Origin of the sequence: Micromonospora sp. DT15 (genome assembly GCF_049841475.1) — a bacterium.
Taxonomy (GTDB): domain Bacteria; phylum Actinomycetota; class Actinomycetes; order Mycobacteriales; family Micromonosporaceae; genus Micromonospora.
The window spans coordinates 238,992-265,155 of sequence record NZ_JBNCKJ010000001.1; the positions used below are offsets into that span (position 1 = coordinate 238,992).

A 26,164-nucleotide genomic window follows, 5' to 3' on the forward strand; every position below is an offset into this window, starting at 1 on the left:
GCCGTGCTGACGGTGCCGGTACGCCAACTGGGGGAATCGGAGCGCCGCGCGGTCGAGCGACTGCTCGACCATGACCCGTTCGCGGGCGCGCAGGTCGCCGAGCGCATCGCCGCGCGCGGACTCTCGTGGTGGCGGGCCGAGGGCAGGATCCTGGGGTACGGAGCCCGCCGCAACCTCGAATCACTCTGCTGGCTCGGCGGCAACCTCACGCCGGTGCTGGCCAGCGACGCCGCGGTGGCTGCCTTCGCCGACCTGCTCGCGGGCGAGGAGCGGCTCTGCTCCTCCATCGTCGGACGGGCCGATGCCGTCCTCGGGCTGTGGGACCGCCTCTCCGACACGTGGGGGCCAGCGCGAGACGTTCGCCCCAATCAGCCACTGCTGGTCACCGACACGCTGCCACCCGTACCGGCCGATCCGGAGGTACGCCAGGTTCGCTCCGGCGAGGTCGACCGGCTCTTCCCGGCGGCGGTGGCCATGTACACCGAAGAGGTTGGTGTCTCCCCGCTGGCCGAGGACGGCGGACGCAGCTACCGCCGACGGGTCAACGACCTGGTCCGGGCCGGTCGCGCGTACGCCCGCGTCGTGGACGGCAAGGTCGTGTTCAAGGCCGAGTTGGCAGTGGTCACGAAGCGGACGGCGCAGATCCAGGGCGTCTGGGTGGCACCGGAGTGGCGAGGCCGGGGGATCGCCACCGCCGCCATGGCAGCCGTGGTCCGCGACGCGCTGCTGCGGGTCGCCCCCACCGTCAGCCTGTACGTGAACGACTTCAACCTCCCGGCCCGCCGCGTCTACGAGCGCTGTGGCTTCCAGCCGATCGGTACCCTGGCCACCGTCCTCTTCTGACCGCTGCGGGTGAGCGTGGTGATGCATCCCCGCAGATCTTGGACACTTTCCGTTCTCGCCTAACGGAAAGTGTCCAAGATCTGCTGAGAGCCACCGAGCAGACGGCGCCAACCGATTCCGACGGCGCGACTGTGCGGCCACCGCCGTGCGCCTGCCGGACGGACACGCACATGCCGCTGGCCGGCACCCCGGGTTGCGGGTGCCGGCCAGCGGTCGGTGTCCTGGTGCTGTGGTGCTGCCGTGCGGTGGTGCGGGTCAGCTGTTCCAGTGCTGGGCGACGAGGTCGGTGGCCTGCTGCTCCCACTGGGCGTAGGCGTCCGGGTAGGCCGACACCTGCACCGTCTGCGCTGCGTCGGTCAGGGGCATGTCCTGCCACCCGTCGACCTGTTTCAGACCCTTGAGGAACGCGGTGGTGGAGTACTCGGGGTTGGTGATCTGCTCGGGTGTGCCCCAACCGCTGGTCGGGCGCTGCTGGAACAGGCCCAGCGAGTCGTGGTCATTCTTGTCGCCGAGGTGGCCGAGGTTCTCCAGCTTGGACTCCTGCAGGCTCGTCGCGATCGAGATGACCGCGGCCCGCTCGGGCAGACCAGCCTTCTTCGTGGCGGCGATGATCGCCTTGACGTTGGCGGTCTGCTCGTCGTTGAGGGCGATGTGGGACTGGTCGCCCTGCGGCTTCGGCGCCGCCGACTGGACGGCCACGGCGACGGGCTTGGCGTCGACCGGGTTGGCGTGGGCGGCGATCGGGCCGGCGAACACACCACCGGCGAACGCGAGACCAGCAACAGACAGCATGCTCTTACGAATGATCGTGTTCATGGGGGTAGCTCCTTCGGGGGTAGAACACCCACACCGTCAAAGGGGGAACGGCGGTGAGGGTGTGAGCACCTCGTCCGGCGCTGCACTTCTCAAAGGGGGAAAAGTCTGGGGGGTGACGCCTGGTCGGGCGTCGGAGTCGGCGACCTGCCGAGCGGGGGGCTCGTGGCGCCGGGTCTGTGTGTAACGACCGGGGGGCCGGGGTCATTCCGGGTTGGCCCACCTGCCGGCACCCTCGTCTAAGCGGTGCCCGTCGGTCGTGCGTGGGGACTGCAACGACCGGGGGAGGTTCTCATTCCGACCTGCGCGACCAGCCCTGGAAGGTCGGGCGGCGGGCCGTGGTACTGCGATCGTCAGACTATGTAACGACCCCGGCCCGGCCATGATTCCGGCCCACGGGTGCGCCCGGCCACGCCGCAGATCGCCCAGAAACCCACAAAACTCCATTGAACGCGTGGCTCACCGCGCAAATCGCCCTCACCAAGCGTGATCGACTCGGGTTCCGTGATGTCGCGCTGTCCCGGACGTCCGGATACCGCGACATCACAGAACCCGAGTCGATCTAGACCTCTGGGGCCGTCGCCGACCGCCTAGAAGTTCTCAAATCGGTCAAACGCCCACGGGGCGACCCTGCCCTGGTCGTTGGCGCAACTGACGGAAGCCCAGCTCAGAGGCGGGTAAATCGGTTGAGATGACGGGGTGCTGCCGGCAGGCTGAGGTCTCCGCCACCCACGTCCCGGAGGACTTTCCATGCGCCTGCTCCGTGATCTGTGGGGTACGTCGACCCGTCGTGTGACGATCGTGGCCGTCCTGATCGTTCTGGGTGCCGCGGGGCAGGCGGGCGCATCGGCCCTGGCCGGCGCGGTGCTGGTGCACCGTTCGGCTGGTTTCTTCGCCGTGCTGGCCGTGGCCCTGGTCGTTGTGGTCCTCAGCGACCTCGCGGTGAGTCTGCTGATGGCCGGTCTCACCGCCGACTGGTCCGCCGACGTGCGTCGCCGGCTGTGTCGCGTCGCTCTCGGGCAGGACCTGCCCACCCTGGAGACCACTCCGGTCGGCGAGTTGCTGGACCGCATCGACGGGGACGTCTATCAAGTGGCGTCGGCAATTCGTAACCAGGGCACCCGTCTCGCCCAGGGCCTCTGCGTCGGTCTGTTGTCGATGGTCGTGGCGCTGTTCGTGTGGTGGCCGGCGGGGATCGCGATGCTGCTGCTCACCGTGGTGCTCGCGGTCGGCCTGCGCCGGCCCACGGCGCGGATCGGCCCGGCCCGGATGGCCGAGGAGGAGGCGTGGTCCGACCTGGCGGCCGTGATGGAGGAGGCGGTGCACGGCCAGGACGACGTACGCACCAGCCTGGCGCGGCCGTACGTGCTGCGGTTGTACGCCCGGCGGGCCTCCGCCGTGCTCTCCCGTGGCCTGGTGGTCTGGGTGCTGTCCGCCCGGGTGGCGACGGTGGCCACCGCGACGATCCGGGCGGGCATCGGCGCGGTGGTGCTCGGCGGTGCCTGGGCGTTGGCCACCGGCCGGATCGACGCCGCCCGGCTCACCGCCATCTGGCTGCTCGCTCTGGCATTCGGGGCGACAGCGGAACACGTCAGCCGGATGGTGCCGGAGATCCAGGAGGCGCTCGGCGCGTGGGCGCGGGTGCAGTTGCTCTCCAAGGCCCGGCAGGAACCGGTCGGCGGGGCCAGCCCGAGCGAGGGTGACCTGCGCATTCGGGACCTGACATTCGCGTACGGGGAGAGTGCCCGGGGTGCCGCGCTGCGCGGGCTCAGCCTCACCTTCGCGCGTGGTCGCTCGTACGCGCTGATCGGGCGGACCGGCTCGGGCAAGTCGACGCTGGCGAAGGTGCTCACCCGGGCGGTCGACGTGCCGCCGGGCACTGTCTTCCTCGGCGGCACCGACCTGTGCGACCTCGACGTCGAGCAACTGCGCCGCTGGGTGGCGTTGGTGCCGCAGCGCACCGAGATCCTGGCCGGCACGCTCGCCGAGAACGTGGCGCTCTTCGACACTGAGTTGCTCGACGCGGCGGCTCGGGCGCTGGACGAGCTGGGCCTGGCGAGCTGGATCGCCGAGCTTCCGGACGGGTTGGCGACCCGGCTGGGGGAGGGCGGGCACGTGCTCTCCGCAGGTCAGGAACAGTTGGTGGCGTTCGCCCGGATTCTGGTCCGGGAGCCGCACGTGGTGATCCTCGACGAGGCCACCGCGCGGCTGGACCCGGTCACCGAGGCGCGGGTGCAGCGGGCCACCGAACGACTGCTGCGCGACCGGATCGGCATCGTCATCGCGCACCGACTCTCCTCGGTGCGCCGCTGTGACGAGGTGGTCGTCCTGGCCGACGGCGCGGTGATCGAGGCCGGTCCGTTGGAGACGTCGACGCGCTTCGCGGAACTGTTGGCGACCAGCCACGCCGCCGCGTACGCGACGGTGGCGCCGGCCGGTCGTACCGGCGTCGGCACCGACCTGCTGGTCGGTCCCGGCCCGGACGCGTGGCCGAGCGAGCCGGCGCCCGCGCGGGGCGAGCCGGTCGCGGTGAATGAGCAGGGCGTCGCCTGGCCGACCGAGCCGGCGTCGACGCGGGTCGAGCCGGATGAGCAGGCCACCCGCGAGACACCCCCCGAGAGCACGCGGGACGCGGTCGGGCCGACCCGGGCCGATCCTCCGCCGCTGCCGCCGGTGCCGCCGGCCCGGACGCTGCGGGAGATCTTCCGACTCTGCACGAACGATCCCCGGTACGGGGCGGCGGCGATCGTGCTGTTCCTCGGGCTCAGCCTGCTCGGGCTGGACGGCCCGGTGCTGCCCTGGCTCTGGGCGGACCTGGTCGACGGGACCGGCAACCCGTACCTGCCGGCGGTGGGGATCGTCGCCGGGTTGCTGGTCACCCTGCCGCTGCCGTTCTACACCCATGTCTGGTTCCCGCAGTGGTGGGTGCGGCAGATGCTGCGGATCGGCCTTCGGCTGGTGCACGGCCAGACCGGGCCGCGCCGGGTCAGCTCACACACCCCCGCCGAGGTGGTGGCGCAGGGTGGGGACACCGAGCGGGTGGTCCAACTCGCCGACAACGTGTTGGACCAGACCGTCGCGCTGGTGCTCGTGGTCGCCATGACGGCGGTCACCGGCAGCGTCGTACCCGGGCTGTTCTTCCTCGGCACGATGGTCGTCTCCGGGCTGGCCGCGACGTTGTTCGGGCCGAAGCTGGAGCGTGCTGCCCGGGCGACGGTGGCGGCGCGGGCCTCCTTCGCCACGGCGCTGGTCTCCGCGCTCTCCGCGGCGCGGACGGTGAAGCTTGCCGGCGCGACCACTGCGGTGCTGCGTCACCTGGCCAGCCTGGACGTGCTGCGTAGCGACCGGCAGCGGCGGGAGATCTCGGTGCAGGTGTGGGCACGCTCCACACCGTCGATGGCCAGTGGGTTGTTGCCGATCGGGGCCTGGGCGCTCTACCTGAACGGTTCGCTCTCCGCCGGGGCGGTGCTGGTGGCCGTCTCCACCCTGGGCGCGGCCCGCTGGTTCGCCTGGACGACGGCGTCGTTGATCTCGCAGCTGCCCTCGGCGCGGGTCTGGACCCGACGCACAGTGGCGATGACCGGGGTGAGCACGTACTCCGCTGGGGTGCCGGAGGTCGACCTGACGGCTGGGACGGCGCCCGCACCGACCATGCCACCCCGGCATCCGCTGCGCCGGCTGGAGCTGCGTGGCTTCGGGGTGGTGCACTCCGACGGCACGGTGGCCGTCCGGGACGTGGACCTCACCGTGCAGCGGGGGCAGTTGGTGCTGGTCGTCGGGCCGGTGGGGTCGGGTAAGTCCTCGTTGCTGCGCGGGCTGGCCGGGATCGTGCACCACACCGGCGAGCTGGCCTGGAACGGTGACCCGGTCACCGAGCCGGAGCTGTTCCTGCGCCCCAACCAGGTCGGCTATGTCGGTCAGTTGCCCCGGGTGCTCTCCGGCACGGTGGCCGACAACATCGCCCTCGGGCACCAGGTGGACGCGGCGGGGGCGGTCAGCACCGCCCAGCTCGACCATGACCTGGCCGCCGCCGGTGGTGGGTTGGGCCTGCTCATCGGGCACAAGGGCACCCGGCTCTCCGGCGGGCAGTTGCAGCGGTTGGCGCTGGCCCGTGCGCTGGCCCCGCGTACCGAACTGCTGGTCGCCGACGACGTGTCGTCGGCGCTGGACGTCACCACCGAGCTGGCGTTGTGGCAGGCGTTGCGCGGCCACGGGGTGACGGTCGTCGGTTCGACGGCGAAGCGCGCCGCGTTGGTCCGGGCCGACCACGTGGTGGTGCTGCTCGGCGGCACGGTGGCCGCCCAGGGCACCTGGCAGGACCTGGAGGGCGACTGGTCACACCTGGCGGGTTGAGTGCCAACGGTCGGGCGGCTGCTGGGTGAGCAGCCGCCCGACCGGAAGGATCAGGCGCGGGCGTACTGGGCGGGGCCGGAGTACGCGACGCCGAGCTTCGCGGCGGCCCGGCGCGGCCAGTACGGGTCGCGCAGCAACTCCCGACCCAGCAGCACCAGATCGGCCTCGCCGTTGGCGACGATCTGCTCGGCGTGCTCGGGCTCCACGATCAGGCCCACCGCGCCGGTCGGCACGCCGGCCTCGCGGCGGATCTGAGCGGCCAGCGGCACCTGGTAACCCGGGCCGAGCGGGATCCGCTGATCCGTGCTCACCCCACCGGAGGACGCGTCGACCAGGTCGACGCCGACGCCGGCCAGCTCACCGGCGAGCACCACGCTGTCCTCGATCGTCCAACCGCCCTCGACCCAGTCGGTGGCGGAGATCCGGGTCAGCACCGGCACGTCCTCGCCGACCGCGGCGCGCACCGCGCGGGCCACCTCCAGGGTGAGCCGCATCCGAGCCGCGCGGTCGCCGCCATACGCGTCGGTGCGGCGGTTGGTCAGCGGCGAGACGAACTCGTTGAGCAGGTAGCCGTGAGCGGCGTGGATCTCCACGGCGGCGAATCCGGCGTCCAGGGCGCGTACGGCTCCGGCCGCGAACGCGTCGACCACACCGGCGATGCCGGCCTCGTCGAGGCTGGTCGGCGTCCGATAGTCGGCGGTGAAGGGCTCCGAGCCGGGGGCGACGGGCGTCCAGCCGCCCTCGGCGTCCGGCACGCCACCGCGCTCGGGTGCCCAGGGCCGGTAGGTGGAGGCCTTGAAGCCGGCGTGCGCGAGCTGCACGGCCGGCACCGCGCCGTGGGCGGCGACGAACGCGGTCACCGGTCGCCAGGCGTCGACGTGCGCGTCGGACCAGAGGCCGGTGTCCTGTGGGCTGATCCGGCCCTCGGGGAGGACGGCGGTCGCCTCGGTCAGCACCAGGCCGGCCCCGCCGACCGCGCGGCTGCCGAGGTGGATCAGGTGCCAGTCGGTGGGCAGACCGTCGGGGCCGGCGGAGTACTGGCACATCGGTGCCATGGCGATCCGGTTGGGCAGTGTGACCCCGCGCAGGGCCAGGGGAGTGAACAGGGAACTCATGGGCTCATCCTCTCCGACACGGCGACGGGCCCCCGGGGAGAGGGGCCCGTCGCCGTACGGGTGAATCGGTCAGGCAGGAACGGGGGTGAGCTCGGGCCGGGTGTCGGCGACCGGCTCCGGGTCGGTCAGGTCACGCCGGCCGGCGGACTCGTACGCGGCGCGGTCGAGAGTGCCCTCGCGGGCGGCGACCACTGTCGGCACCAGCGCCTGCCCCGCGACGTTGGTGGCGGTGCGGATCATGTCCAGGATCGGGTCGATGGCCAGCAGCAGACCGGCGCCGGCCAGCGGCAGACCCAGCGTGCTGAGGGTCAGGGTGAGCATCACGATCGCGCCGGTCAGGCCGGCGGTGGCCGCCGAGCCGACCACCGAGACGAAGGCGATCAGCAGGTAGTCGCCGATGCCGAGCTGCACGCCGAACACCTGCGCCACGAAGATCGCGGCGAGGGCCGGGTAGATGGCGGCGCAACCGTCCATCTTCGTGGTCGCGCCGAAGGGCACCGCGAACGAGGCGTACTCGCGGGGAACGCCGAGGCGCTCGACGGAGCGCTGGGTCACCGGCATGGTGCCGACCGAGGAGCGGGACACGAAGGCCAGCTCGATCGCCGGCCAGGCGCCGGCGAAGAAGCGCAGCGGGTTGAGGCGGCCGGCGAGGATCAGCACCAGCGGGTAGACCACGAACAGCACGATGGCGCAGCCGACGTAGACGGCCGTGGTGAACTTCGCGAGGGGAGCCAGCAGGTCCCAGCCGTACGAGGCGACAGCGTTGCCGATCAGGCCGAGGGTGCCGATCGGGGCGAGCCGGATGACCCACCAGAGCGCCTTCTGGACAATCTCCAGCAGGGAGCGGTTCAGCGCCACGAACGGTTCGGCGGGCTCGCCGACCAGCAGGGCCGCGGCACCGACGACGACGGCGAGGAAGACGATCTGGAGGACGTTGCCCTCGACGAACGCGCCGACCGGGTTGGTGGGCACGATGCCGGTGAGGAAGTCGGTCCACGAGCCGGTGTTCTTCGGCGGGGCCGCGCCACCCAGGTCGAGGGTCACGCCCCTGCCCGGGTTGGTGAGCAGGCCGAGGCCGATGCCGATGCTCACCGCGATCAGCGCGGTGATGCCGAACCACATCAGGGTCTTGACGGCGAGCCGGGCGGCGTTGGCGACGCCACGCAGGCTGACCACGCTGACCACGATGGCGGTGAAGACCAGCGGCGGCACGGCCAGCTTGAGCAGTTGGACGAAGAGGCTACCGACGGTGTGCAGGGTGCTGGTCAGCCAGCTCAGGTCGTTGCTGCGGGCCAGGAAGCCCAGCGCGACGCCGAGCACGAGGCCGAGCAGGATCTGCACGGAGAAGGGAATTTTGCGCAGGCTGAAGGGCATGAGGATGTATCCAATTGTCCGGTCCGATCGGGGCAGGCGTGGGAACGCGGCTAGCCCGGACAGATGCCACTGGCCTGCAGTCGGAGATCGACATACAGGCGGACAGTGAGGCCCCAGAGATTGGTCATCGCTCGCCGACGATACGCCGATTCCCGCTCATCGGAAGGACCGGACGGCGTGAGGCTCCTTACAGAGGGCCAGTGCGGTGGCGGTGCCCAGGCCCCACAGCACCGCCAGGGCGAGGATCAGCCGTTCCAGCACCCCCACCACCGGGCCTCGACCGATCACGAGCATCGCCAGCCCCACCGTGGCACAGAGCGGCAGGGCCAGCACGGCGGCGACGCCGGCCAGCCGACGCACCGCCCGGCCCGCCGGCACGGAGACGGCCAGCGCGATCATGGCGAAGACCACCGCGGCGGTCGCCGCGATGCTCGCGCCGCCGTGCACCAGGTCCGCCGTCGTCGCGCGCTCGAACGGCGGCAACGGGCAGCCTCCGGAGCAGGTCACCGCCCCCGACACGGCGGTGAACACCGCCCCGGTGGCGAGCAGCGCCGGGGCCGCCGCCCACACCCCGGGAGGCAGCGCCGCACCGATCAGCAGCAACGCGCCGGCAAGGGCCAGAATCCCGATCCGGTACGTCGCGGCGTGGGCGCTGCCGGCAATGCCGGCCTCGCTGACGTACCCGGTGAGCCCTGGACCGGGACCGGCGACCACGGCGAGTGTCACCGCCACCGCACCGGCCAGGGTGCAGCCGGCCGCCGCGGACCCGGCGACCCGGCGGGCGACCTCACCGCGGGCGCTCGGCAGGGTCGGGGCGGTCGGCCGACCCGGCTCAGCCACGCCCGTGCGGCGTGCTCCAGCCGGACTCGTCCGGCCCGAGTGGCACGATGCCGCTGGGATTGATCTCCCGATGCGTGCCGTAGTAGTGCCGCTTGATGTGGTCGAAGTCCACGGTCTCACCGAAACCCGGCGTCTGGAACAGGTCCCGGGCGTACGCCCAGAGCACCGGCATCTCGGTCAGCTTGTCGCGGTTGCACTTGAAGTGCCCGTGGTACGCGGCGTCGAAGCGCACCAGTGTGGTGAACAGCCGCACGTCCGCCTCGGTGATCGCGTCGCCCATCAGGTAGCGCTGCCCGGCCAGCCGCTCGGAGAGCGCGTCCAGCCGGGCGAAGAGCGCCCGGAACGCCTCGTCGTACGCCTGCTGGGAGGTGGCGAATCCGCACCGGTAGACCCCGTTGTTCACATCGGTGTGGATCTCGGCCATCAGCGCGTCCATCTCGGGGCGCAGGTCGACCGGGTAGAGATCCGGGGCGTCGGGCGCGTGCAGCCGCCGCCACTCGGTGGAGAAGTCGAGGGTGAGCTGCGGGTAGTCGTTGGTGACCACCCGGCCGGTCACTGTGTCGACGAGTGCCGGCACTGTCACCCGGCCGGTGTAGTCCGGGTCGGTGGCCAGGTACGCCTCGGAGAGGAAGCTCACGCCGAGCACCGGGTCGAAGCCGTCCGGGTCGAGGGCGAACGCCCAGCCCCGCTCGTCCCGGATCGGGTCGACGGTGCCCAGCGAGATCGCGTCGTCCAGCCCGAGCAGGCCACGCACGATCCTCGCCCGGTGCGCCCACGGGCAGGCCCGGCACCAGATCAGCCGGTAACGGCCGGCCTCCAACGGCCAGCGGTCCTGCTCGTCCGGGCCGCCGCCGGGTGGCGAGGTGGAGTCGGCGGTGACCCGACCCGTGAACCGGTTCGGCTGGCGGACGAACGCGCCGCCGCCACTGGTCTCTGCGCTGAACTGGGCCCGGGCCATGCCGTCAACCTATCCGCTGCCGGCGTGGATATCCTGGCGGCCGGCAGCCCTCGTGACCCGGTGGGCGTGCCCCACCCCCGCCGTCTGCACCCCCTAAGGACTCGCGATGACCGTGGCATACCTGGTGGCCGGTGTCCGCACCCCGATCGGCCGGTACGCGGGCGCGCTGGCCGGCGTCCGCCCCGACGACCTGGCCGCGCACGTGATCCGGGAACTGGTCGCCCGCCACCCGTCGGTGGACTGGGCGCGGGTCGATGACGTCGTGCTCGGCTGCGCCAACCAGGCCGGCGAGGACAACCGCAACGTGGCCCGGATGGCGGCGCTGCTGGCCGGCCTGCCCGAGGAGGTGCCGGGCAGCACCGTCAACAGGCTCTGCGGTTCGGGCCTGGACGCGCTCGCCACCGCCGCCCGGTCCATCGTCGCCGGGGATGCGGAGCTGGTGATCGCCGGCGGGGTGGAGAGCATGAGCCGGGCGCCGTTCGTCATGCCGAAGGCGACGTCGGCGTACTCCCGCTCGGCCGAGGTGTACGACACCACCCTCGGCTGGCGGTTGGTGAACCCGCTGATGCGTGACGGGTGGGGGGTCGACTCGATGCCGGAAACGGCGGAGAACGTGGCCGCCGAGTACGGCGTCAGCCGGGCCGAGCAGGACGCTTTCGCGTACCGCTCGCAGCAGCGTGCGGCCAGGGCGCAGGCGGACGGCCGGTTCGCCGAGGAGATCGTGTCGGTGTCGGTGCCGGCGGGTCGTCGGGAGACCAGGCTGGTCGAGGTCGACGAGCACCCCCGGGAGACCTCGCTGGACAAGCTGGCCGCGCTGCCCACCCCGTTCCGCGACGGTGGCACGGTGACCGCCGGCAACTCGTCGGGCGTCAACGATGGCGCTGTCGCCCTGCTGGTGGCCAGCGAGGCGGCGGTCGCCCGGTACGGCCTGACCCCGCTGGCCCGGATCGTCGGCGCGGCGGCGGCTGGTGTGCCGCCCCGGATCATGGGAATCGGCCCGGTGCCGGCCACCCGCAAGCTGCTCGAACGCGTCGGCGTCGAGGTGGGCGCGGTGGACGTGGTGGAGTTGAACGAGGCGTTCGCCGCGCAGTCCGTGGCGGTGTTGCGTGAGCTGGGGCTGCCCGTGGACGCCGAGCACGTCAACCCGAACGGTGGTGCCATCGCGCTGGGGCACCCGCTCGGCGCCAGCGGCGCGCGGCTGGCGCTGACCGCCGCCCTGGAGCTGCGCCGTCGCGGCGGACGCCGGGCTCTGGCCACCATGTGCATCGGCGTTGGTCAAGGCATCTCGCTGTTGCTGGAGTCAGCGGCCTAGAGTGGTCCACACCACACGACCCGCGGGTCGACCGGTGCCCACGCGTGCCCGCTGCGCGCCCCGACGCCGGTGCCGTCCCGCGCCGCGGCGATGAACTGGGGAGCACGCTGATGCCGGACGGACTGCCGACCGAGATCGATCTGACCAGGCCGAGCGCGGCCCGGGTGTACGACTACTTTCTGGGTGGAGCGCACAACTTCGAGATCGACAGGCAGTTGGCGGAGCAGATCGCCAGCATGACCCCGAATCTCGCCGCCACCATGCGCTCCGGTCGGGAGTTCCTGCGCCGGGCCGTCCGGGTGCTGCTCGACGCCGGCATCGACCAGTTCCTCGACATCGGCTCCGGAATTCCCACTGTGGGCAACGTGCACGAGGTGGCGCAGGGGGTGAACCCCAAGGCCCGCGTGGTGTACGTCGACATCGACCCGGTGGCGGTCGCGCACAGCCGGGAGTTGCTGGCTGGCAACGACCTGACCGGGGTCATCCACGCCGACCTGCGTGAGCCGGAGCGGATCCTCGCCGAGACCCGACAGCTCGGGCTGATCGACTTCAGTCGCCCGGTGGGCATCCTGCTGGCCGGGGTGGTGCACTTCATCCCGGACGCCGACCGGCCCGAGGCGATCCTCGCCACCCTGCGGGCCGCCGCCGCGCCGGGCAGTTTCCTGGTCGTCTCCCACTCCACGTTCGAGGACCAGCCGCAGGAGATGCTGGACGCCCAGCGCCTCTCCGCCCGCACCGCCACCGAGATCACCCTGCGCTCCCGTGCTCAGGTCACCGGCTTTTTCGGCGACTGGACCGTCCTGGAACCGGGTGTGGTGCACATGCCGCTCTGGCGCCCGGACTCACCGTCCGACGTGGACGAGCACCCGGAGCGGTTCGGCGCCTTCGGGGGCGTCGCCCGGTACGACCAGCCCGCCGGCTGATCCCCGTGGCTGCCGTCCCGGACCCCGGCGGGGTCGATGCCGGCCGGGCGGACGCCCAGGGGTTCGCCGCCGACTGGGCCCGCGCGGTGCGTCGGCTCGGTTTCGTGCCGCTCAGCGTGGCCGAGACCGAGCGGCTGCTGCTGGCGCACACGATCCGGCTGGCCCAGGCGGTACGGTCGGAGCCGTTCAGCGCGGAAGCGGCCGAGGAGGTCGGGCGGGCCCTGGTGGAGGCGCACCTCACCGAGCCGCAGGCCCTGGAGTGGACGCTGCACGCGTTCGGCGCGACCTTCGGGCACCGGGTGCTGTGCGACGGTGACCAGCCGGCCGACCTCGCCGACCGGATCGCTGCGGTGCAGGGCGGACTGGCCGCCGGGTTCGCCCGTGCGCTGCGCGACCGCACCTTCAGCCAGCAGGAGCGGATCGCCAGGTCGGCCTGGCAGGCGCGCGACGAGGTCGAGCAGGCGCTACGCGAGAGCGAGGCACGGTTCCGGGCGGTGTTCACCGGTGCCGCAATCGGAATCGGGATCGCTGGCGTGGACGGTCAGATCATCGACGTCAACCAGGCGTTCGCCGACATGCTCGGCTACTCGATCGAGGAGCTGCGCGAGACCAACGTGACAGGGCTGATCCACGCCGACGACGCGGCCGGGATGTGGGAGCTCTACAAGGAGATGATCGAGGGGAAGCACGACGCGGCCCGGGTGGAGAAGCGTTACTACCGCAAGGACGGCACGACGGTCTGGACGGATCTGGCCGTCTCGCTGATCCGACACGAGGGTCGGCCCCGATTCACCGTCGCGATGATCGAGGACATCACCGAGCGGTACGAACTCCAGCAGCGGCTGCGCTTCCAGGCGCTGCACGACCCGCTGACCGGGCTGCCCAACCGGACGCTGTTCTTCGAGACGTTGGGACGGGTGCTCGACACCGCGGACGCCGGGCAGCGCATCGGGGTGTGCTTCCTCGACCTGGACGGCTTCAAGGCGATCAACGACAGTCTCGGCCACGACCTCGGTGACCGGCTGCTCGTGATGATCGGCCGGCGGCTGGCCGCGTGCGTGGCCGACCACGGCCACCTGGTCGCCCGGATGGGGGGCGACGAGTTCGTGATCCTCGTCGACGGAGGGGACGACACCGACGACCCGGTCTCCGTGGCGGAAGCGGCGCTGGCCGCCGTCGCGGCCCCGGTCCACGTCGGTGAGCACCAGTTGGCCGTCTCGGCCAGTGTGGGCGTCGTCCAGTGCCCGGCCTCGGAGACCAGCGCGTCCGAGCTGATGAAGGCCGCGGACACCACGCTCTACTGGGCCAAGGCGGCGGGCCGGGGCCGGTGGGCGGTCTACGACCCCGAGCGCGGCGCGCGGGACATCGCCCGTGCGGCGTTGGTCGCCGGGCTGCCCGCCGCGCTGGAGCGGGGCGAGTTCGTGCTGCACTACCAGCCGATCGTGTCGCTGCTGGAGGGCACCATGCTCGCGGTGGAGGCGCTGGTCCGTTGGGAGCATCCGGAGTTGGGCCTCATCGGGCCGGACCGGTTCATCGGCCTGGCCGAGGAGACCGGCCTGATCGTCCGGCTCGGCGAGTGGGTGCTGCGGCGGGCCTGCGAGGACGCCGAACGGTGGTGGCGGGAGTTCCCCGACGCCAGGCTGGTGGTCAGCGTCAACCTGGCCGCCCGGCAGGCCGACGAACCGGCCATCGTGGACACCGTCGCCGACGCCCTGCAGACCAGCGGGCTGCCCGCGGAGCTGCTCCAACTGGAGCTGACCGAGAGCGCCGTGATGGGCAGCGCCGGTGAACCCCTGCGCAGCCTGCACCGGCTCGCCGCGCTCGGCGTCCGGCTGGCCGTCGACGACTTCGGCACCGGGTACTCCAACCTGGCGTACCTGCGCCGGTTGCCGATCCACTGTCTCAAGCTCGCCGGTCCGTTCGTGGAGGGCATCCGCGCGGACGGGACCGACGTGGCGGCCGACCACCGCGACGAACGGATCGTCGACGCGTTGGTCCGGTTGGCGCACGCCCTGGAGCTGTGGGTCACGGCCGAGGCGGTGGAGACCGGTGTGCAGGCGGAACGGCTGCGGGCGCTGCGCTGCGACACCGGGCAGGGCCGATTCTTCGGTGCGCCAGCCCCGGCCGACGTGATCACGGCCCGGCTGCACGGCGGAGCGTCGGCGTGAGCGAGGGAACCAGCAGGTACAGCAGCGTGGCGCGAAGCGACGGCACGCGGCGGAGCGGGGGACCGTTCCGGTCCGGAGGGTGGCGACGGAGGATGGCGGCGTGGACCTGACGGACTCGCAGACGGCGGTGACGGTGGTGGCCGGGCTGGCCATCCTGGCCGGGTTGGCCGGCGTGGTGGTGCCGGGCCTGCCGGCGCTGCCGCTGTGCTGGGGTGGCGTGCTGCTCTGGGCGATCTTCGGCGGCGCGGGCCTGGTTGGCTGGGCGGTGTTCGCCGCCGCCACGCTGGTCGCCGGGGGTGGCGCGGTGATCAAGTACGCGTGGCCGGGCCGGAACCTGAAGCGCACCGGTGTGCCGACGTCCACGCTGCTCGCCGGTGGGGTGCTCGGCATCGTCGGGTTCTTCGTGGTGCCGGTCGTCGGCCTGGTGCTCGGCTTCGTCGCCGGGGTGTGGGCGGCCGAACGGCTCCGGCTGGGCAGTAATCAGCTCGCCTGGCCCTCCACAGTGCAGGCCCTGAAGGCCGCCGGCCTGTCGATGCTGGTGGAGTTCCTGGCCTGCCTCCTGGTAGCGGCCCTCTGGGTAGCCGGCCTCCTCCTGACCTGACCCAGGCATTTCCCGCGTTGATCAAGAGCTTTCGGTCAGGCACGGCCGGAAATCTGACGCAAACCTCTTGATCACGAGGGGGAGTGGGGCGCGGGGCACTTTTCGGGTACGGCGGAATGGCCGTACGTGAGAGAGAGGCGTGCCCCGCGCCACCGGGTCGGGCGGTCCGAGCGCCCGGGGTAGGCCCCTGTCGGGCCTGGTCACTGGTCCAGGATGCCGTCCTGGGCGGCCGGTCGGCAACGCAATTAGCCCGACGGCGGTGAGATTCCCACCGACTACGTATTGACCGCCTTGATCGGCCGGGACGACACTTTGCCCACTCGCACGCGGAACCACCTCAGGGAGGTGTGCAGTGGCCACGACGCCCGTGCCGACCGCCGAGCAACCGATGGACGACGACGCCCGACGGCTCGCTGAACTCGGCTACAAACAGGAATTGCGCCGAAAGTGGAGCGGCTTCTCCAACTTCGCCATCTCCTTCTCGATCATCTCGATCCTGGCCGGCTGTTTCACCACCTTCGGCCAGGCGTGGAACAACGGCGGGCCGGTCGCCATCTCCTGGGGCTGGCCGCTGATCTCGCTGTTCATCCTGATCATCGGCTTCTGTATGGCGGAGCTGGTCTCGGCGTACCCGACAGCGGGTGGGATCTACTGGTGGGCGGCCACCATGGGTCGCCCGGTGCACGGCTGGTTCACAGGTTGGCTGAACCTGATCGGCCTGGTGGCTGTCACCGCCTCGGTTGACTACGGCTGCGCGACGTTCCTCAACCTCACCCTGTCGGCGCTCTTCGACGGTTGGGCCGGGACGCTGCGTCAGGCGTTCGTCCTCTTCGTGATCATCCTGGTGCTGCACGGGCTGATCAACATCTTCGGGCACCGGATCATCGACGTACTCCAGAACGTCTCGGTCTGGTGGCACGTGGCCGGCGCGGCCGTCGTGGTGGCCATCCTGGTCTTCGTGCCAGACAACCACCAGAGCTTCCAGTTCGTGTTCACCGAGCGGTTCAACAACTCCGGGTTCGGCGACGGGGACATCGGTGGGCTGACGTTCTGGTTCTACGTGCTGCCGCTGGGCTTCCTGTTGACCCAGTACACGATCACCGGCTTCGACGCCTGCGCGCACGTCTCCGAGGAGACCCGGGGCGCCTCACAGGCCGCGGCCCGTGGGCTCTGGCAGTCGATCTTCTACTCGGCGGTCGGTGGCTGGATCCTGCTGCTGGCGTTCCTCTTCGCGGCCACCGACGTCGAGGCGATCAACGCCGCGGGCGGCTTCTCCGGCGCCATCTTCGAGTCGGCGCTGACCCCGGTCTTCTTCAAGATCGTCATCATCATCTCGACCATCGGGCAGTTCTTCTGCGGCATGAGCTGCGTGACCTCGATGAGCCGGATGGCGTACGCGTTCAGCCGGGACCGTGCCGTACCCGGATGGCGGCTGTGGTCGACAGTCGACCGCAACGGCACCCCGGTGAAAGCGATCATCGGCGCCACCCTGGCCGGCCTGGTGCTGACCCTGCCGGCGCTGTACGAGAGCTCCGCCGGTATCCCGATCGCCTTCTACGCCGTCGTCTCCGTCGCGGTGCTCGGGCTCTACCTGTCGTTCCTCATCCCGATCGCGCTCCGCCTGCGGATGGGCGACCGGTTCGTCCCCGGGCCGTGGACGCTGGGCCGCAAGTACAAGCTGTTCGGCTGGATCGCGGTGATCGAGATCGCGATCATCGCCGTCTACTTCGTGCTGCCGATCGTGCCCGCCGGGGTGCCCGGCAACGACGGGTTCACCTGGTCCGCGGTGAACTACGCGCCGCTCGCCGTCGGCGGGGTGCTGCTCGTGGTCGCCGTCTGGTGGTACGCCTCGGCCCGCAAGTGGTTCACCGGCCCGGTTCGTACCGTCGAGGAATCCGCGAGGACGGCCGACCCGGCACCGGCCGACGGCCCGGTCTGATCGGCACCCGGCGGGACGGACGGTGCTGCCGTCCCGCCGGGTTTGCGGCCCTTGCCACCGGGGGCATTGACGGTGATCCGGTTTGCCAGTAGACCTTGGTGATGGAGGCCCGCGAATGAGGAAAGCACCGCTCACGCTGGAACAACTGCGGGTCGCCGTCGCCGAGGGCGAGATCGACACCGTGGTGCTGGCCCTCGTCGACATGCAGGGCCGGTTGCAGGGCAAGCGGTTCCACGCGCCCTTCTTCCTCGACCAGGTGGTGGAGGGCGGCAGCGAGGGCTGCAACTACCTGCTCGCCGTGGACGTCGACATGAACACCGTCGACGGGTACGCCATGTCGAGCTGGGAACGCGGCTACGGCGACTTCGCGATGGTTCCGGACTTCGCCACGTTGCGCCGGGTGCCCTGGCAGCCCGGCTCCGCACTGCTGCTGGCCGACCTGACCTGGCTCGACGGCTCGGGTGACGTGGTCGCCTCGCCCCGGCAGGTCCTGCGCCGGCAGCTGGACCGGCTGGCCGAGCACGGGCTGACCGCGTACGCCGGCACCGAGTTGGAGTTCGTGCTGTTCCGCGACTCGTACGAGGACGCCTGGCAGCGCGGCTACCGCGACCTCACCCCGGCCAACCAGTACAACGTCGACTACTCGCTGCTCGGCACCGCCCGGGTGGAGCCGCTGCTGCGCCGCATCCGGGTCGAGATGGCCGGCGCGGGGCTCACCCCGGAGAGCGCCAAGGGCGAGTGCAACCTCGGGCAACACGAGATCGCCTTCCGGTACGACGAGGCGGTGGCCTGCGCTGACCACCACGTCATCTACAAGAACGGCGCCAAGGAGATCGCCGCCCAGGAGGGGATGGCGATCACCTTCATGGCCAAGCCGAACGAGCGGGAGGGCAACTCCTGCCACATCCACTTCTCGCTCCGGGACTCCTCCGGCTCGTCGGCGATGCTCGGCGACGGACCGGCGCACCTGTCGCAGACCGGGCAGCGGGTGCTCGCCGGGCTGCTGGCCACCATGCGCGAGTTCAGCCTGCTCTTCGCCCCGAACATCAACTCGTACAAGCGCTACCAGCCGGGATCGTTCGCCCCGACCGCGCTGCGCTGGGGTGTCGACAACCGCACCTGCGCGCTGCGGGTGGTCGGGCACGGGCAGGGCATGCGCGTGGAGAACCGGGTGCCCGGCGCTGACGTCAACCCGTACCTGGCGATCGCCGGGCTGGTCGCGGGCGCGCTGCACGGCATCGACGGAGAGCTGGAGCTGGGTGCGGAGTGCACAGGCAACGCGTACGACGACCCGGAGGCCGAGCGCGTCCCCGGCACGTTGCGCGACGCTCTCGCCCTGTGGGAGGAGTCGACGGTGGCCCGCGAGGCGTTCGGCGCCGAGGTGGTGGCCCACTACGCCAACCAGGCGCGGGTCGAGCTGGCCGCCTTCGACGCCGCTGTGACGGACTGGGAGCTCAAGCGTGGCTTCGAACGCCTCTGATCGCCGCCACACCGCGTCGATCATGGACTTGTGGTGGGCGGAAGGCCCCCTGGGGCGGCTTTTGTGGGGCACCACAACTCCATGATCGACTGGGATGACGAGGGGTGGCGGTGTGACGGTTTTGGTCGATCCGGCGCGTGGGGTCGGGTTTCGGGAGGTTGCGGCGGCCTCTTTGGAGGACGTGGACGCCGCTATATCGCGGGCGGGCGCCGCGTTTGCTGGCTGGCGGCAGGTGGGGGCGGGGGACCGGGCGCGGTTGCTGCGGCGGTTCGCCGCGGTGGTCGACGCGCATCTGGACGAGTTGGCAGTGCTGGAGGTGCGCAACTCCGGGCACACCGTCGGCAACGCCCGGTGGGAGGCGGGCAACGTCCGCGACGTCCTGGACTACTACGCCGGCGCGCCCGAGCGGTTGAGCGGGCGGCAGATCCCGGTGCCCGGCGGGTTGGACGTCACCTTCCACGAGCCACTCGGTGTGGTCGGCGTGATCGTGCCCTGGAACTTCCCGATGCCGATCGCCGCCTGGGGGTTCGCCCCGGCGCTCGCCGCCGGCAACACAGTGGTGCTCAAGCCCGCCGAGTTGACCCCGCTCACCGCGCTGCGCCTGGCCGAGTTGGCCCGCGAGGCCGGCCTGCCCGACGGCGTCTTCACCGTCGTCCCGGGCGAGGGCTCGGTGGTGGGGGAGCGGTTCGTCACCCACCCGGCGGTCCGCAAGATCTGCTTCACCGGCTCCACCGAGGTCGGCACCCGGATCATGGCCGGCTGCGCCGCCCAGGTGAAGCGACTCACCCTGGAGCTGGGCGGCAAGAGCGCGAACATCGTGTTCGCCGACGCCGACCTGGAGCGCGCCGCCGCGACCGCGCCGGGAGCGGTCTTCGACAACGCCGGCCAGGACTGCTGCGCACGGTCGCGGATCCTGGTCCAGCGCTCGGTGTACGACAGGTTCCTGGAACTGCTCGAACCGGCGGTACGCGCGGTGCGCGTCGAGGATCCGTCCCGCGACACCGCCGAGATGGGCCCGCTGATCTCCGCCGCCCAACGGGACCGGGTCGCCGGCTACCTCGACGGGGCGAAGATCGCCTTCACGGGCTCCTGCCCGGACGGCCCCGGGTTCTGGCACGCGCCAACCGTGCTGCTGGCCGACTCACCGGCCGACCGGCACTGGCGGGAGGAGATCTTCGGCCCGGTGGTCTCGGTGCTGCCGTTCGACGACGAGGCGGACGCGATCCGGCTCGCCAACGACACCGAGTACGGGCTCTCCGGCTCGATCTGGACCCGGGACGTGGGTCGGGCCCTGCGCCTGGCCCGCGCCGTCGACACGGGCAACCTCAGCGTCAACTCGCACTCCTCGGTGCGCTACTGGACCCCGTTCGGCGGGATGAAGCGCTCCGGGCTCGGCCGTGAGCTGGGCCCGGACGCGCTGCTTTCCTTCACGGACGTCAAGAACGTGTTCATCGCGACGGAGGAGTGACGCCAGTGCAGGGTCGGTTGCAGGACCGGGTGGCCGTGGTCACCGGAGCGGGCAGCGGCATCGGGTTGGCCACAGTGCGGCGGTTCGCCGCCGAGGGGGCCCGGGTGGTCTGCGTGGACATCGACATGGCCGCCGGTACGAAGGCCGCCGAGGAGTGCGGCGGCGAGTTCGTGGCCACCGACGTGGCCGACGAGTCGGCGGTGCGCGACCTGTTCGACGGGGTGGCCGACCGGCACGGCCGGGTGGACATCGCGTTCAACAACGCCGGCATCTCGCCGCCCGACGACGACTCCGTCCTGGACACCGGCCTGGACGCGTGGGAGCGGGTGCTGCGGGTCAACACCACGAGCGTCTACCTGTGCTGCAAGTACGCCATCCCGCACATGCGTCGGCAGGGCAAGGGCTCGATCATCAACACGGCCTCGTTCGTGGCGTTGATGGGTGCGGCCACGTCGCAGATCGCGTACACCGCGAGCAAGGGCGGGGTGCTGGCGATGACCCGGGAGTTGGGTGTGCAGTTCGCCCGTGAGGGCATCCGGGTCAACGCCCTCTGTCCCGGCCCGGTGGCCACCCCGTTGCTGCTGGAACTCTTCGCCGCCGATCCGGAGCGCGCGGCCCGCCGGCTGGTGCACGTGCCGATGGGACGCTTCGGGCAACCGGAGGAGATCGCCGCCGCTGTGGCGTTCCTGGCCAGCGACGACGCCTCGTTCATGACCGCCGCGCAGTTCGTGGTCGACGGCGGCATCACGGGCGCGTACGTCACGCCGCTGTGAGCGCGGGGAGTGAGCCCGGTCTGCGAGCCCCGCAGTCGCGAACCCGGCCAGCCCGACGCCCGCTGATCGGGGTCAGCGCGTACGTCGAACCCGCCGACTGGGCCGTCTGGCGGGGTGTGAAGGCGGTGCTGGTGCCGGAGGCGTACACGCGGGCGGTGGCGGCGGCGGGTGGCCGGGCGGTGGTGCTGCCGCCGGACGACGTGGACGCCGACGTGGTGGCTGTCCTCGACGGGCTGCTGTTGGCCGGTGGTGCGGACGTCGGCCCGGGGCGGTACGGCCAGCCGCCCGACCCCCGTACCGAGGACCGACCGGACCGGGACGCCGGCGAGTTGACACTGCTGGCCGCCGCGCTCGCCGCTGAGGTGCCGGTGCTGGGCGTGTGTCGGGGGATGCAGTTGCTGGCGGTGGCGTACGGCGGCACCCTGCACCAGCACCTGCCCGACGTGGTGGGTCACGAGGCGCACCGCCCGGCACCCGGGGTGTACGGCGCGCACGCGGTGCGGTTCGCGCCGGGGAGCCTGGCCGCATCGGTGCTGGCCGGGGTCGACCAGGTCAACTCGTACCACCACCAGGCGGTAGCCGATCCGGGCCGGCTCACGGTGACCGGTTGGGCGGAGGACGGCGTGGTCGAGGCGGTGGAGGACCCGGCCCTGCCGTTCGTGCTCGGGGTGCAGTGGCATCCGGAGAACGAGTTGGACCCCGCCCCGATCCCGGCGTTGGTGCGGGCGGCCGGCCGGCGGGTGTGACTGAGATCGCCCCCGCCCGTCGATGGCCCCGGTGGGAGGATCGACGCATGGGCAAGGTCTATCCGGAGATCGACTCTCGACTACGTGACTTCATCGTGGCCCAACCGCTCTTCTTCGTGGCGACTGCCCCGTCCGGGGTCGAGGGGCACGTCAACGTGTCACCGAAGGGCATGCGGGGCACCTTCGTGATCCTCGGCCCGCACCGCGTGGCCTACCTCGACTATCACGGCAGTGGGGCGGAGACCATCGCCCACCTGCGGGACAACGGCCGGATCACGCTGATGTTCTGTGCCTTCGACGGCCCGCCGAAGATCGTCCGGTTGCATGGTCGGGGCAGCAGCGTCGCGGTCACCGAAGACGCCTTCGCCGATCGGCTCGCCGAGTTTCCCGCACCGCCGGATGTGCACGCCGTCCGGGCGGTCATCACCGTCGAGGTGGAGCGGGTCAGTGACTCCTGCGGATACGCGGTGCCTCTCATGGACTTCCGGGCCGAACGCGATCTGTTACTCACCTCACACTCCCGCCGCAGCGCCGATGATCTGGTCGTCTACCGGGCCACCAAGAACGCGGCAAGCATCGACGGACTGCCGGTCTTCTGACTCGTCAGAGCGCTTCTGCCGCCGCCGTTCGACGCCGCGACCACCCGCACTGTCCGGTGCCCGACGGCCCAGCCGTACGTAACCAGCGTCCATCGGCCGTAATGCGTTACGTTGCTGGTCCGCTGGGGTACAAGTCGAGGCACAGCGGGTGAAGATCAACGGTCGAGGGGTACGGCCGGGGCGGGGAGGCTGCATGAGCTCGGCCCAGGGGGGCGCGGACATCGGGCATCCGGCCCTGTCCGGTCGCGAGACCCCGCCGATGCTGGCGGCCGCGTTCGCGGCCGGCGGCGAGATGGGCGAGCGGTTGGCCTCCTTCGACTGGTCCTCCGGCCCCCTGGGCGGGCCCGCTCAGTGGCCCCCGGCGCTCTCTAACGCGGTCGGGATGATGCTCGCCTCCAGCGCGCCGATCGTCATGTTCTGGGGCGACGAGCAGTTGGCCTTCTACAACGACGCCTACCGGCCGACCATCGGCGGCAAACACCCGGACGTGATCGGCCAACCGGCCCGCGCGAACTGGGCGGAGACCTGGGCGGTGCTCGGCCCCCTGCTCGACAACGTCCGGAGCACCGGCCGCTCCTACCGGGGCGAGGACCACCCCTTTCTGCTGGACCGGTACGGCTTCGTCGAGCAGACCTACTTCAACGTCTCGTACGACCCGATCCGCGGTGACGACGGCTCGGTCAGTGGCGTCTACTGCATCGTCAGCGAGACCACCGGGCGGGTGCTCGGCGAGCGTCGCCTGCGCGCGCTGGCCGAACTGGGTGCCGAGCTGAGCGACATCGGCAACGCCAGGGAGCTGGGCCGGACCGCCGCCGAGGTGCTCGGCCGGCACGAGGCCGACGTGCCGTTCGCCCTGATCTATCTGGCAGACGGCAGCGACCAGCTCACCCTGGCCGGTTGCACCGGCACCACCCCGCCCGCCGCCGACGTCACGGCGCACCTGTTGGCCCGGCTCAGCGCCGATGACGCGCCTGCCACGATCGAGGTCACCGCGCTGCTCGACGCGCTGCCGGTCGACGCCGCAGACCAGGCCCTCGTGTTGCCGCTCACGGCGACCAACCAGACGGTCGGGGCGCTGGTCGTCGGCGTGGCCCGCCAGCTGCCGCTCGGCGACGACTACCGCGACTTCCTCGACCTGGTCGCCGCCCAGATCTCCCGGGCGGTCGGCACCCAGCGGGCGTACGAGCAGGAACGGGCCCGCGCCGCCGAACTGGCAGCGCTGGACCGGGCGAAGACCAACTTCTTCGCCAACGTCAGCCACGAGTTCCGCACCCCACTGACCCTGGTGCTCGGCCCGCTGGAGGACATGCTGGCCGATCCGGCGCTGCCCCCCACCGACACCGACCGGCTCACCATGATGCACCGCAACGCGCTGCGCCTGCTCAAGCTGGTCAACACGGTGCTTGACTTCTCCCGGCTGGAGTCCGGTCGGCTCGCCGCCCGCTACCAGCCCACCGACCTCGCCGATTACACCGCCCGGCTGGCCAGCACCTTCCGCTCGGCCACCGACCGGGCCGGGTTGCGACTGGTGGTGGACTGTCCGCCGCTGCCGATGCCGGTCCACGTCGACCGGGACATGTGGGAAAAGGTCGTCCTCAATCTCGTGTCGAACGCTGTCAAGTTCACCTTCGACGGCGAGATCCGGGTGCGGGTCCGGGCCGTGGAGGGCGCTGCCCGGCTGGAGGTGACGGACACCGGCATCGGGATCGTGACGGACGAGCTGCCGCACGTCTTCGAACGGTTCCACCGGGTTCCCGGGGCGCGGGCGCGTACCCACGAAGGCACCGGCATCGGCCTCGCGCTGGTCCGGGAACTGGTCGAGATGCACGGCGGCGAGGTCGGGTTGACGAGCCAGGTCGACGTGGGCAGCACCTTCACGGTGACCGTTCCGTTCGGCTCGGCGCACCTGCCGGCGGACCAGGTGGCGGCGTTCGACCCGCTGCCGGTGGGTGAGCCCCAGCAGGCCCGACTCTTCGTCGCGGAGACCGCGCTGTGGGCCGGCGTCGCGTCGACACCGGAACTCGACCAGCAGCCGTCGGAGGGCGTCTCGGCCGGCCGGATCCTGGTCGTCGACGACAACGCCGACCTGCAGGAGCACGTCAGCCGGCTGCTCTCCCCGAGCTGGGACGTGGTCACCGCGAACGACGGGCTCGAAGCCCTGCCGCTGGCCCGCGAGGGTGGGTTCGACCTGGTGCTCACCGACGTGATGATGCCCCGGCTGGACGGGTTCGGGCTGGTGAGCGCGCTGCGCGCGGATCCGCGTACCCGGCATGTGCCGATCGTGCTGCTCTCCGCCCGCGCCGGCTCCGCGGAGGAGGTCGCCGGTCTCGCCGTCGGCGCCGACGACTACCTCACCAAGCCGTTCTCCGCGCAGGAACTGGTCGCCCGGGTCCGGGCCAACGTCGAGCTGGGCCAGCTGCGCGGGCAAATCATCCGCCGGCTCCGCGCGCTGGCCGACGCGGCGGTGGCGGTGAACTCCGCCCGATCCACAGCCGACGTGCTCCAGGTCGCCGCCCGGCACGCGTTGAGCCTCGCCGAGGCGGCCCGGGTGGTCGTCTCCGCGGCCGAGGCGCGCTTCGAGGCGGACGGCGGCGGCACCACCGCCGCCGACCCGTCGTTCGTGGCCGAGCTGACCGGCACCGCCGGCAAGCAGCTCGGTGAGCTGCGGGTCTGGCGGGCAGCCGGCGACGAGGCGCAGGCCGACGACGCCGCGTTGACCGAGCTGGCCCGGCTCGTCGGGGTGCGACTGGAGAACGCCCAGCTCTACGAAGCCGAACACCGCATCGCCACCACCCTGCAGCACAGCCTGCTGCCCCGGTCGCTGCCCCAACTGCCCGGCGCGGTGATCGCCAGCCGCTACCTGCCCGGCAGCGCCGACGTCGAGGTCGGTGGCGACTGGTACGACGCGATCGCGCTCAACGGCGACGAGCTGGTGCTGGTCATCGGCGATGTGGTCGGTAAGGGCGTCCGGGCCGCCGCGGCGATGGGGCAGCTGCGCAACGCGCTGCGGGCGTACGTGCTGGAGGGCTTCGATCCGGGTGAGTCGCTGACCCGGCTCAACCGGCTGGTCGGCTCCACCGAGGGCCGCTCCTTCGCGACGGTGGTCTGCCTGCTGTTCAACCCCGGCACCGGGCGGCTGCGATACGCGAGCGCCGGTCACCCGTTTCCGCTGTTGATCACCGGGGGTGACGTGGCGTTCCTGCACGACCGGGCGCTCGGCCCACCTGTCGGTGCGCTTCCCAACGCGACGTACGAGTCGGTGGAGGGCGAGTTGCCGGCCGGCACTCGACTGCTGCTCTACACCGACGGGCTGGTCGAGGACCGTGAGCTCGGCATCGATGCCGCACTGGCCCAGTTGCGCATCGACGCGGCGACCCCGAGCGAGCACGTGGTGGACCTGATTGACGCGGTGGTCGAGCGGGTCACCGGGCGGCCGCGCCGCGACGACGTGGCGGTTCTCGCCCTGGAGGCGGCGGAGCCGAACCGCTTCGCGCTGCGGCTACCGGCGGACCCGACCCGGCTCAGCGTGCTCCGCAAGCGGCTGGAGGATTTCCTCGTCGCGCACTCCGTCGGCGAGACCGACATGTTCGACCTGACGGTTGCCGTCTCCGAGGCCGCCGCCAACGCCATCGAGCACCCGGTCCACCCCGCCGAGGCCATGATCAGTGTGGAGGTGGCCATCGACGGTCGGACGGTGACGGCCACCGTGCGCGACAGCGGGCAGTGGCGGGAGTCGACCGGCTCCGGCTTCCGGGGCCGCGGCCTGGACCTGATCAGAGCGCTGGGTGAACTGTCGGTACGGCGTACCGCCGAGGGCACCGAGGTGACGTTGCGCCGGCAGTTGCAGGACTGACCGCGC

Annotated in this window: 18 protein-coding genes; 13 read left to right on the top strand and 5 right to left on the bottom strand. The window is 71.6% G+C overall.

Annotated features, from left to right (window positions below):
- Positions 1-3: 3 nt before the first annotated feature.
- The gene (locus ACLQ3F_RS01135) at positions 4-843 is read left to right on the top strand and encodes a GNAT family N-acetyltransferase (protein ID WP_425845187.1); all 840 of its coding nucleotides are present in this window, start codon (positions 4-6) and stop codon (positions 841-843) included.
- A 255-nt stretch (positions 844-1,098) separates the two neighbouring features.
- Here the strand turns inward: ACLQ3F_RS01135 and ACLQ3F_RS01140 are convergent, their stop codons facing one another.
- On the bottom strand, positions 1,099-1,659 hold the full coding sequence (locus ACLQ3F_RS01140; RefSeq protein ID WP_425845189.1) for a hypothetical protein: 561 nt from the start codon (positions 1,657-1,659) through the stop codon (positions 1,099-1,101).
- A 747-nt stretch (positions 1,660-2,406) separates the two neighbouring features.
- On the opposite strand from ACLQ3F_RS01140, the gene ACLQ3F_RS01145 reads away from it, so the two are divergent.
- Positions 2,407-6,009, top strand: a complete 3,603-nt coding sequence (locus ACLQ3F_RS01145; RefSeq protein ID WP_425845191.1) for an ATP-binding cassette domain-containing protein — start codon at positions 2,407-2,409, stop codon at positions 6,007-6,009.
- 50 nt (positions 6,010-6,059) lie between these two features.
- Here the strand turns inward: ACLQ3F_RS01145 and ACLQ3F_RS01150 are convergent, their stop codons facing one another.
- The 4 genes from ACLQ3F_RS01150 to ACLQ3F_RS01165 all read right to left on the bottom strand — a co-directional run bounded on the left by ACLQ3F_RS01150 (position 6,060) and on the right by ACLQ3F_RS01165 (position 10,296).
- Complete coding sequence (locus ACLQ3F_RS01150) at positions 6,060-7,124, bottom strand: NADH:flavin oxidoreductase/NADH oxidase (RefSeq protein WP_425845193.1); 1,065 nt, start codon at positions 7,122-7,124, stop codon at positions 6,060-6,062.
- Positions 7,125-7,193: 69 nt separating this feature from the next.
- Entirely contained in the window at positions 7,194-8,486 is a 1,293-nt protein-coding gene (locus tag ACLQ3F_RS01155) for a dicarboxylate/amino acid:cation symporter (protein WP_425846145.1), read from the bottom strand.
- A 168-nt stretch (positions 8,487-8,654) separates the two neighbouring features.
- Positions 8,655-9,338: a DUF998 domain-containing protein gene (locus ACLQ3F_RS01160; RefSeq protein ID WP_357261206.1), complete on the bottom strand. Its 684-nt coding sequence runs from the start codon at positions 9,336-9,338 to the stop codon at positions 8,655-8,657.
- On the bottom strand, positions 9,331-10,296 hold the full coding sequence (locus ACLQ3F_RS01165) for a glutathione S-transferase family protein (RefSeq protein ID WP_357261209.1): 966 nt from the start codon (positions 10,294-10,296) through the stop codon (positions 9,331-9,333). Before ACLQ3F_RS01165 ends, ACLQ3F_RS01160 begins: the two co-directional genes overlap by 8 nt.
- A gap of 106 nt (positions 10,297-10,402) precedes the next feature.
- Here ACLQ3F_RS01165 and pcaF point away from each other — a divergent pair, with 106 nt between their 5' ends.
- The 11 genes from pcaF to ACLQ3F_RS01220 all read left to right on the top strand — a co-directional run bounded on the left by pcaF (position 10,403) and on the right by ACLQ3F_RS01220 (position 26,158).
- Positions 10,403-11,608 (top strand): 3-oxoadipyl-CoA thiolase, encoded by a 1,206-nt coding sequence (gene pcaF, locus ACLQ3F_RS01170; protein WP_355009590.1) that lies wholly within the window; start codon positions 10,403-10,405, stop codon positions 11,606-11,608.
- 110 nt (positions 11,609-11,718) lie between these two features.
- Positions 11,719-12,531, top strand: a complete 813-nt coding sequence (locus ACLQ3F_RS01175) for an SAM-dependent methyltransferase (RefSeq protein WP_357199343.1) — start codon at positions 11,719-11,721, stop codon at positions 12,529-12,531.
- 5 nt (positions 12,532-12,536) lie between these two features.
- Entirely contained in the window at positions 12,537-14,699 is a 2,163-nt protein-coding gene (locus ACLQ3F_RS01180; protein ID WP_425845198.1) for a putative bifunctional diguanylate cyclase/phosphodiesterase, read from the top strand.
- A gap of 100 nt (positions 14,700-14,799) precedes the next feature.
- The gene (locus tag ACLQ3F_RS01185) at positions 14,800-15,300 is read left to right on the top strand and encodes a DUF456 domain-containing protein (protein ID WP_425845200.1); all 501 of its coding nucleotides are present in this window, start codon (positions 14,800-14,802) and stop codon (positions 15,298-15,300) included.
- A gap of 352 nt (positions 15,301-15,652) precedes the next feature.
- Positions 15,653-17,239 (top strand): amino acid permease, encoded by a 1,587-nt coding sequence (locus ACLQ3F_RS01190; protein ID WP_425845202.1) that lies wholly within the window; start codon positions 15,653-15,655, stop codon positions 17,237-17,239.
- Between the two features lie 115 nt (positions 17,240-17,354).
- Positions 17,355-18,719: a glutamine synthetase family protein gene (locus ACLQ3F_RS01195; RefSeq protein WP_425845204.1), complete on the top strand. Its 1,365-nt coding sequence runs from the start codon at positions 17,355-17,357 to the stop codon at positions 18,717-18,719.
- A gap of 94 nt (positions 18,720-18,813) precedes the next feature.
- Positions 18,814-20,187 (top strand): aldehyde dehydrogenase family protein, encoded by a 1,374-nt coding sequence (locus ACLQ3F_RS01200; protein ID WP_425845206.1) that lies wholly within the window; start codon positions 18,814-18,816, stop codon positions 20,185-20,187.
- A 5-nt stretch (positions 20,188-20,192) separates the two neighbouring features.
- The gene (locus tag ACLQ3F_RS01205; protein ID WP_425845208.1) at positions 20,193-20,960 is read left to right on the top strand and encodes a 3-oxoacyl-ACP reductase; all 768 of its coding nucleotides are present in this window, start codon (positions 20,193-20,195) and stop codon (positions 20,958-20,960) included.
- On the top strand, positions 20,957-21,706 hold the full coding sequence (locus ACLQ3F_RS01210; RefSeq protein ID WP_425845211.1) for a gamma-glutamyl-gamma-aminobutyrate hydrolase family protein: 750 nt from the start codon (positions 20,957-20,959) through the stop codon (positions 21,704-21,706). Before ACLQ3F_RS01205 ends, ACLQ3F_RS01210 begins: the two co-directional genes overlap by 4 nt.
- Positions 21,707-21,753: 47 nt before the next feature.
- Positions 21,754-22,305, top strand: a complete 552-nt coding sequence (locus ACLQ3F_RS01215; protein WP_357199326.1) for a pyridoxamine 5'-phosphate oxidase family protein — start codon at positions 21,754-21,756, stop codon at positions 22,303-22,305.
- 193 nt (positions 22,306-22,498) lie between these two features.
- Positions 22,499-26,158, top strand: coding sequence for a SpoIIE family protein phosphatase (locus ACLQ3F_RS01220; RefSeq protein WP_425845215.1), 3,660 nt, complete (start codon positions 22,499-22,501; stop codon positions 26,156-26,158).
- Positions 26,159-26,164: the final 6 nt, after the last annotated feature.

What these genes read in the sequence shown, in the direction of transcription:
- ACLQ3F_RS01140 (WP_425845189.1), bottom strand. Translation starts at nt 1,659, where the DNA reads ATGAACACGATCATTCGTAAGAGCATGCTGTCTGTTGCTGGTCTCGCG.
- ACLQ3F_RS01145 (WP_425845191.1), top strand. Translation starts at nt 2,407, where the DNA reads ATGCGCCTGCTCCGTGATCTGTGGGGTACGTCGACCCGTCGTGTGACG.
- ACLQ3F_RS01150 (WP_425845193.1), bottom strand. Translation starts at nt 7,124, where the DNA reads ATGAGTTCCCTGTTCACTCCCCTGGCCCTGCGCGGGGTCACACTGCCC.
- ACLQ3F_RS01165 (WP_357261209.1), bottom strand. Translation starts at nt 10,296, where the DNA reads ATGGCCCGGGCCCAGTTCAGCGCAGAGACCAGTGGCGGCGGCGCGTTC.
- pcaF (WP_355009590.1), top strand. Translation starts at nt 10,403, where the DNA reads ATGACCGTGGCATACCTGGTGGCCGGTGTCCGCACCCCGATCGGCCGG.
- ACLQ3F_RS01175 (WP_357199343.1), top strand. Translation starts at nt 11,719, where the DNA reads ATGCCGGACGGACTGCCGACCGAGATCGATCTGACCAGGCCGAGCGCG.
- ACLQ3F_RS01195 (WP_425845204.1), top strand. Translation starts at nt 17,355, where the DNA reads ATGAGGAAAGCACCGCTCACGCTGGAACAACTGCGGGTCGCCGTCGCC.
- ACLQ3F_RS01200 (WP_425845206.1), top strand. Translation starts at nt 18,814, where the DNA reads ATGACGAGGGGTGGCGGTGTGACGGTTTTGGTCGATCCGGCGCGTGGG.
- ACLQ3F_RS01215 (WP_357199326.1), top strand. Translation starts at nt 21,754, where the DNA reads ATGGGCAAGGTCTATCCGGAGATCGACTCTCGACTACGTGACTTCATC.
- ACLQ3F_RS01220 (WP_425845215.1), top strand. Translation starts at nt 22,499, where the DNA reads ATGAGCTCGGCCCAGGGGGGCGCGGACATCGGGCATCCGGCCCTGTCC.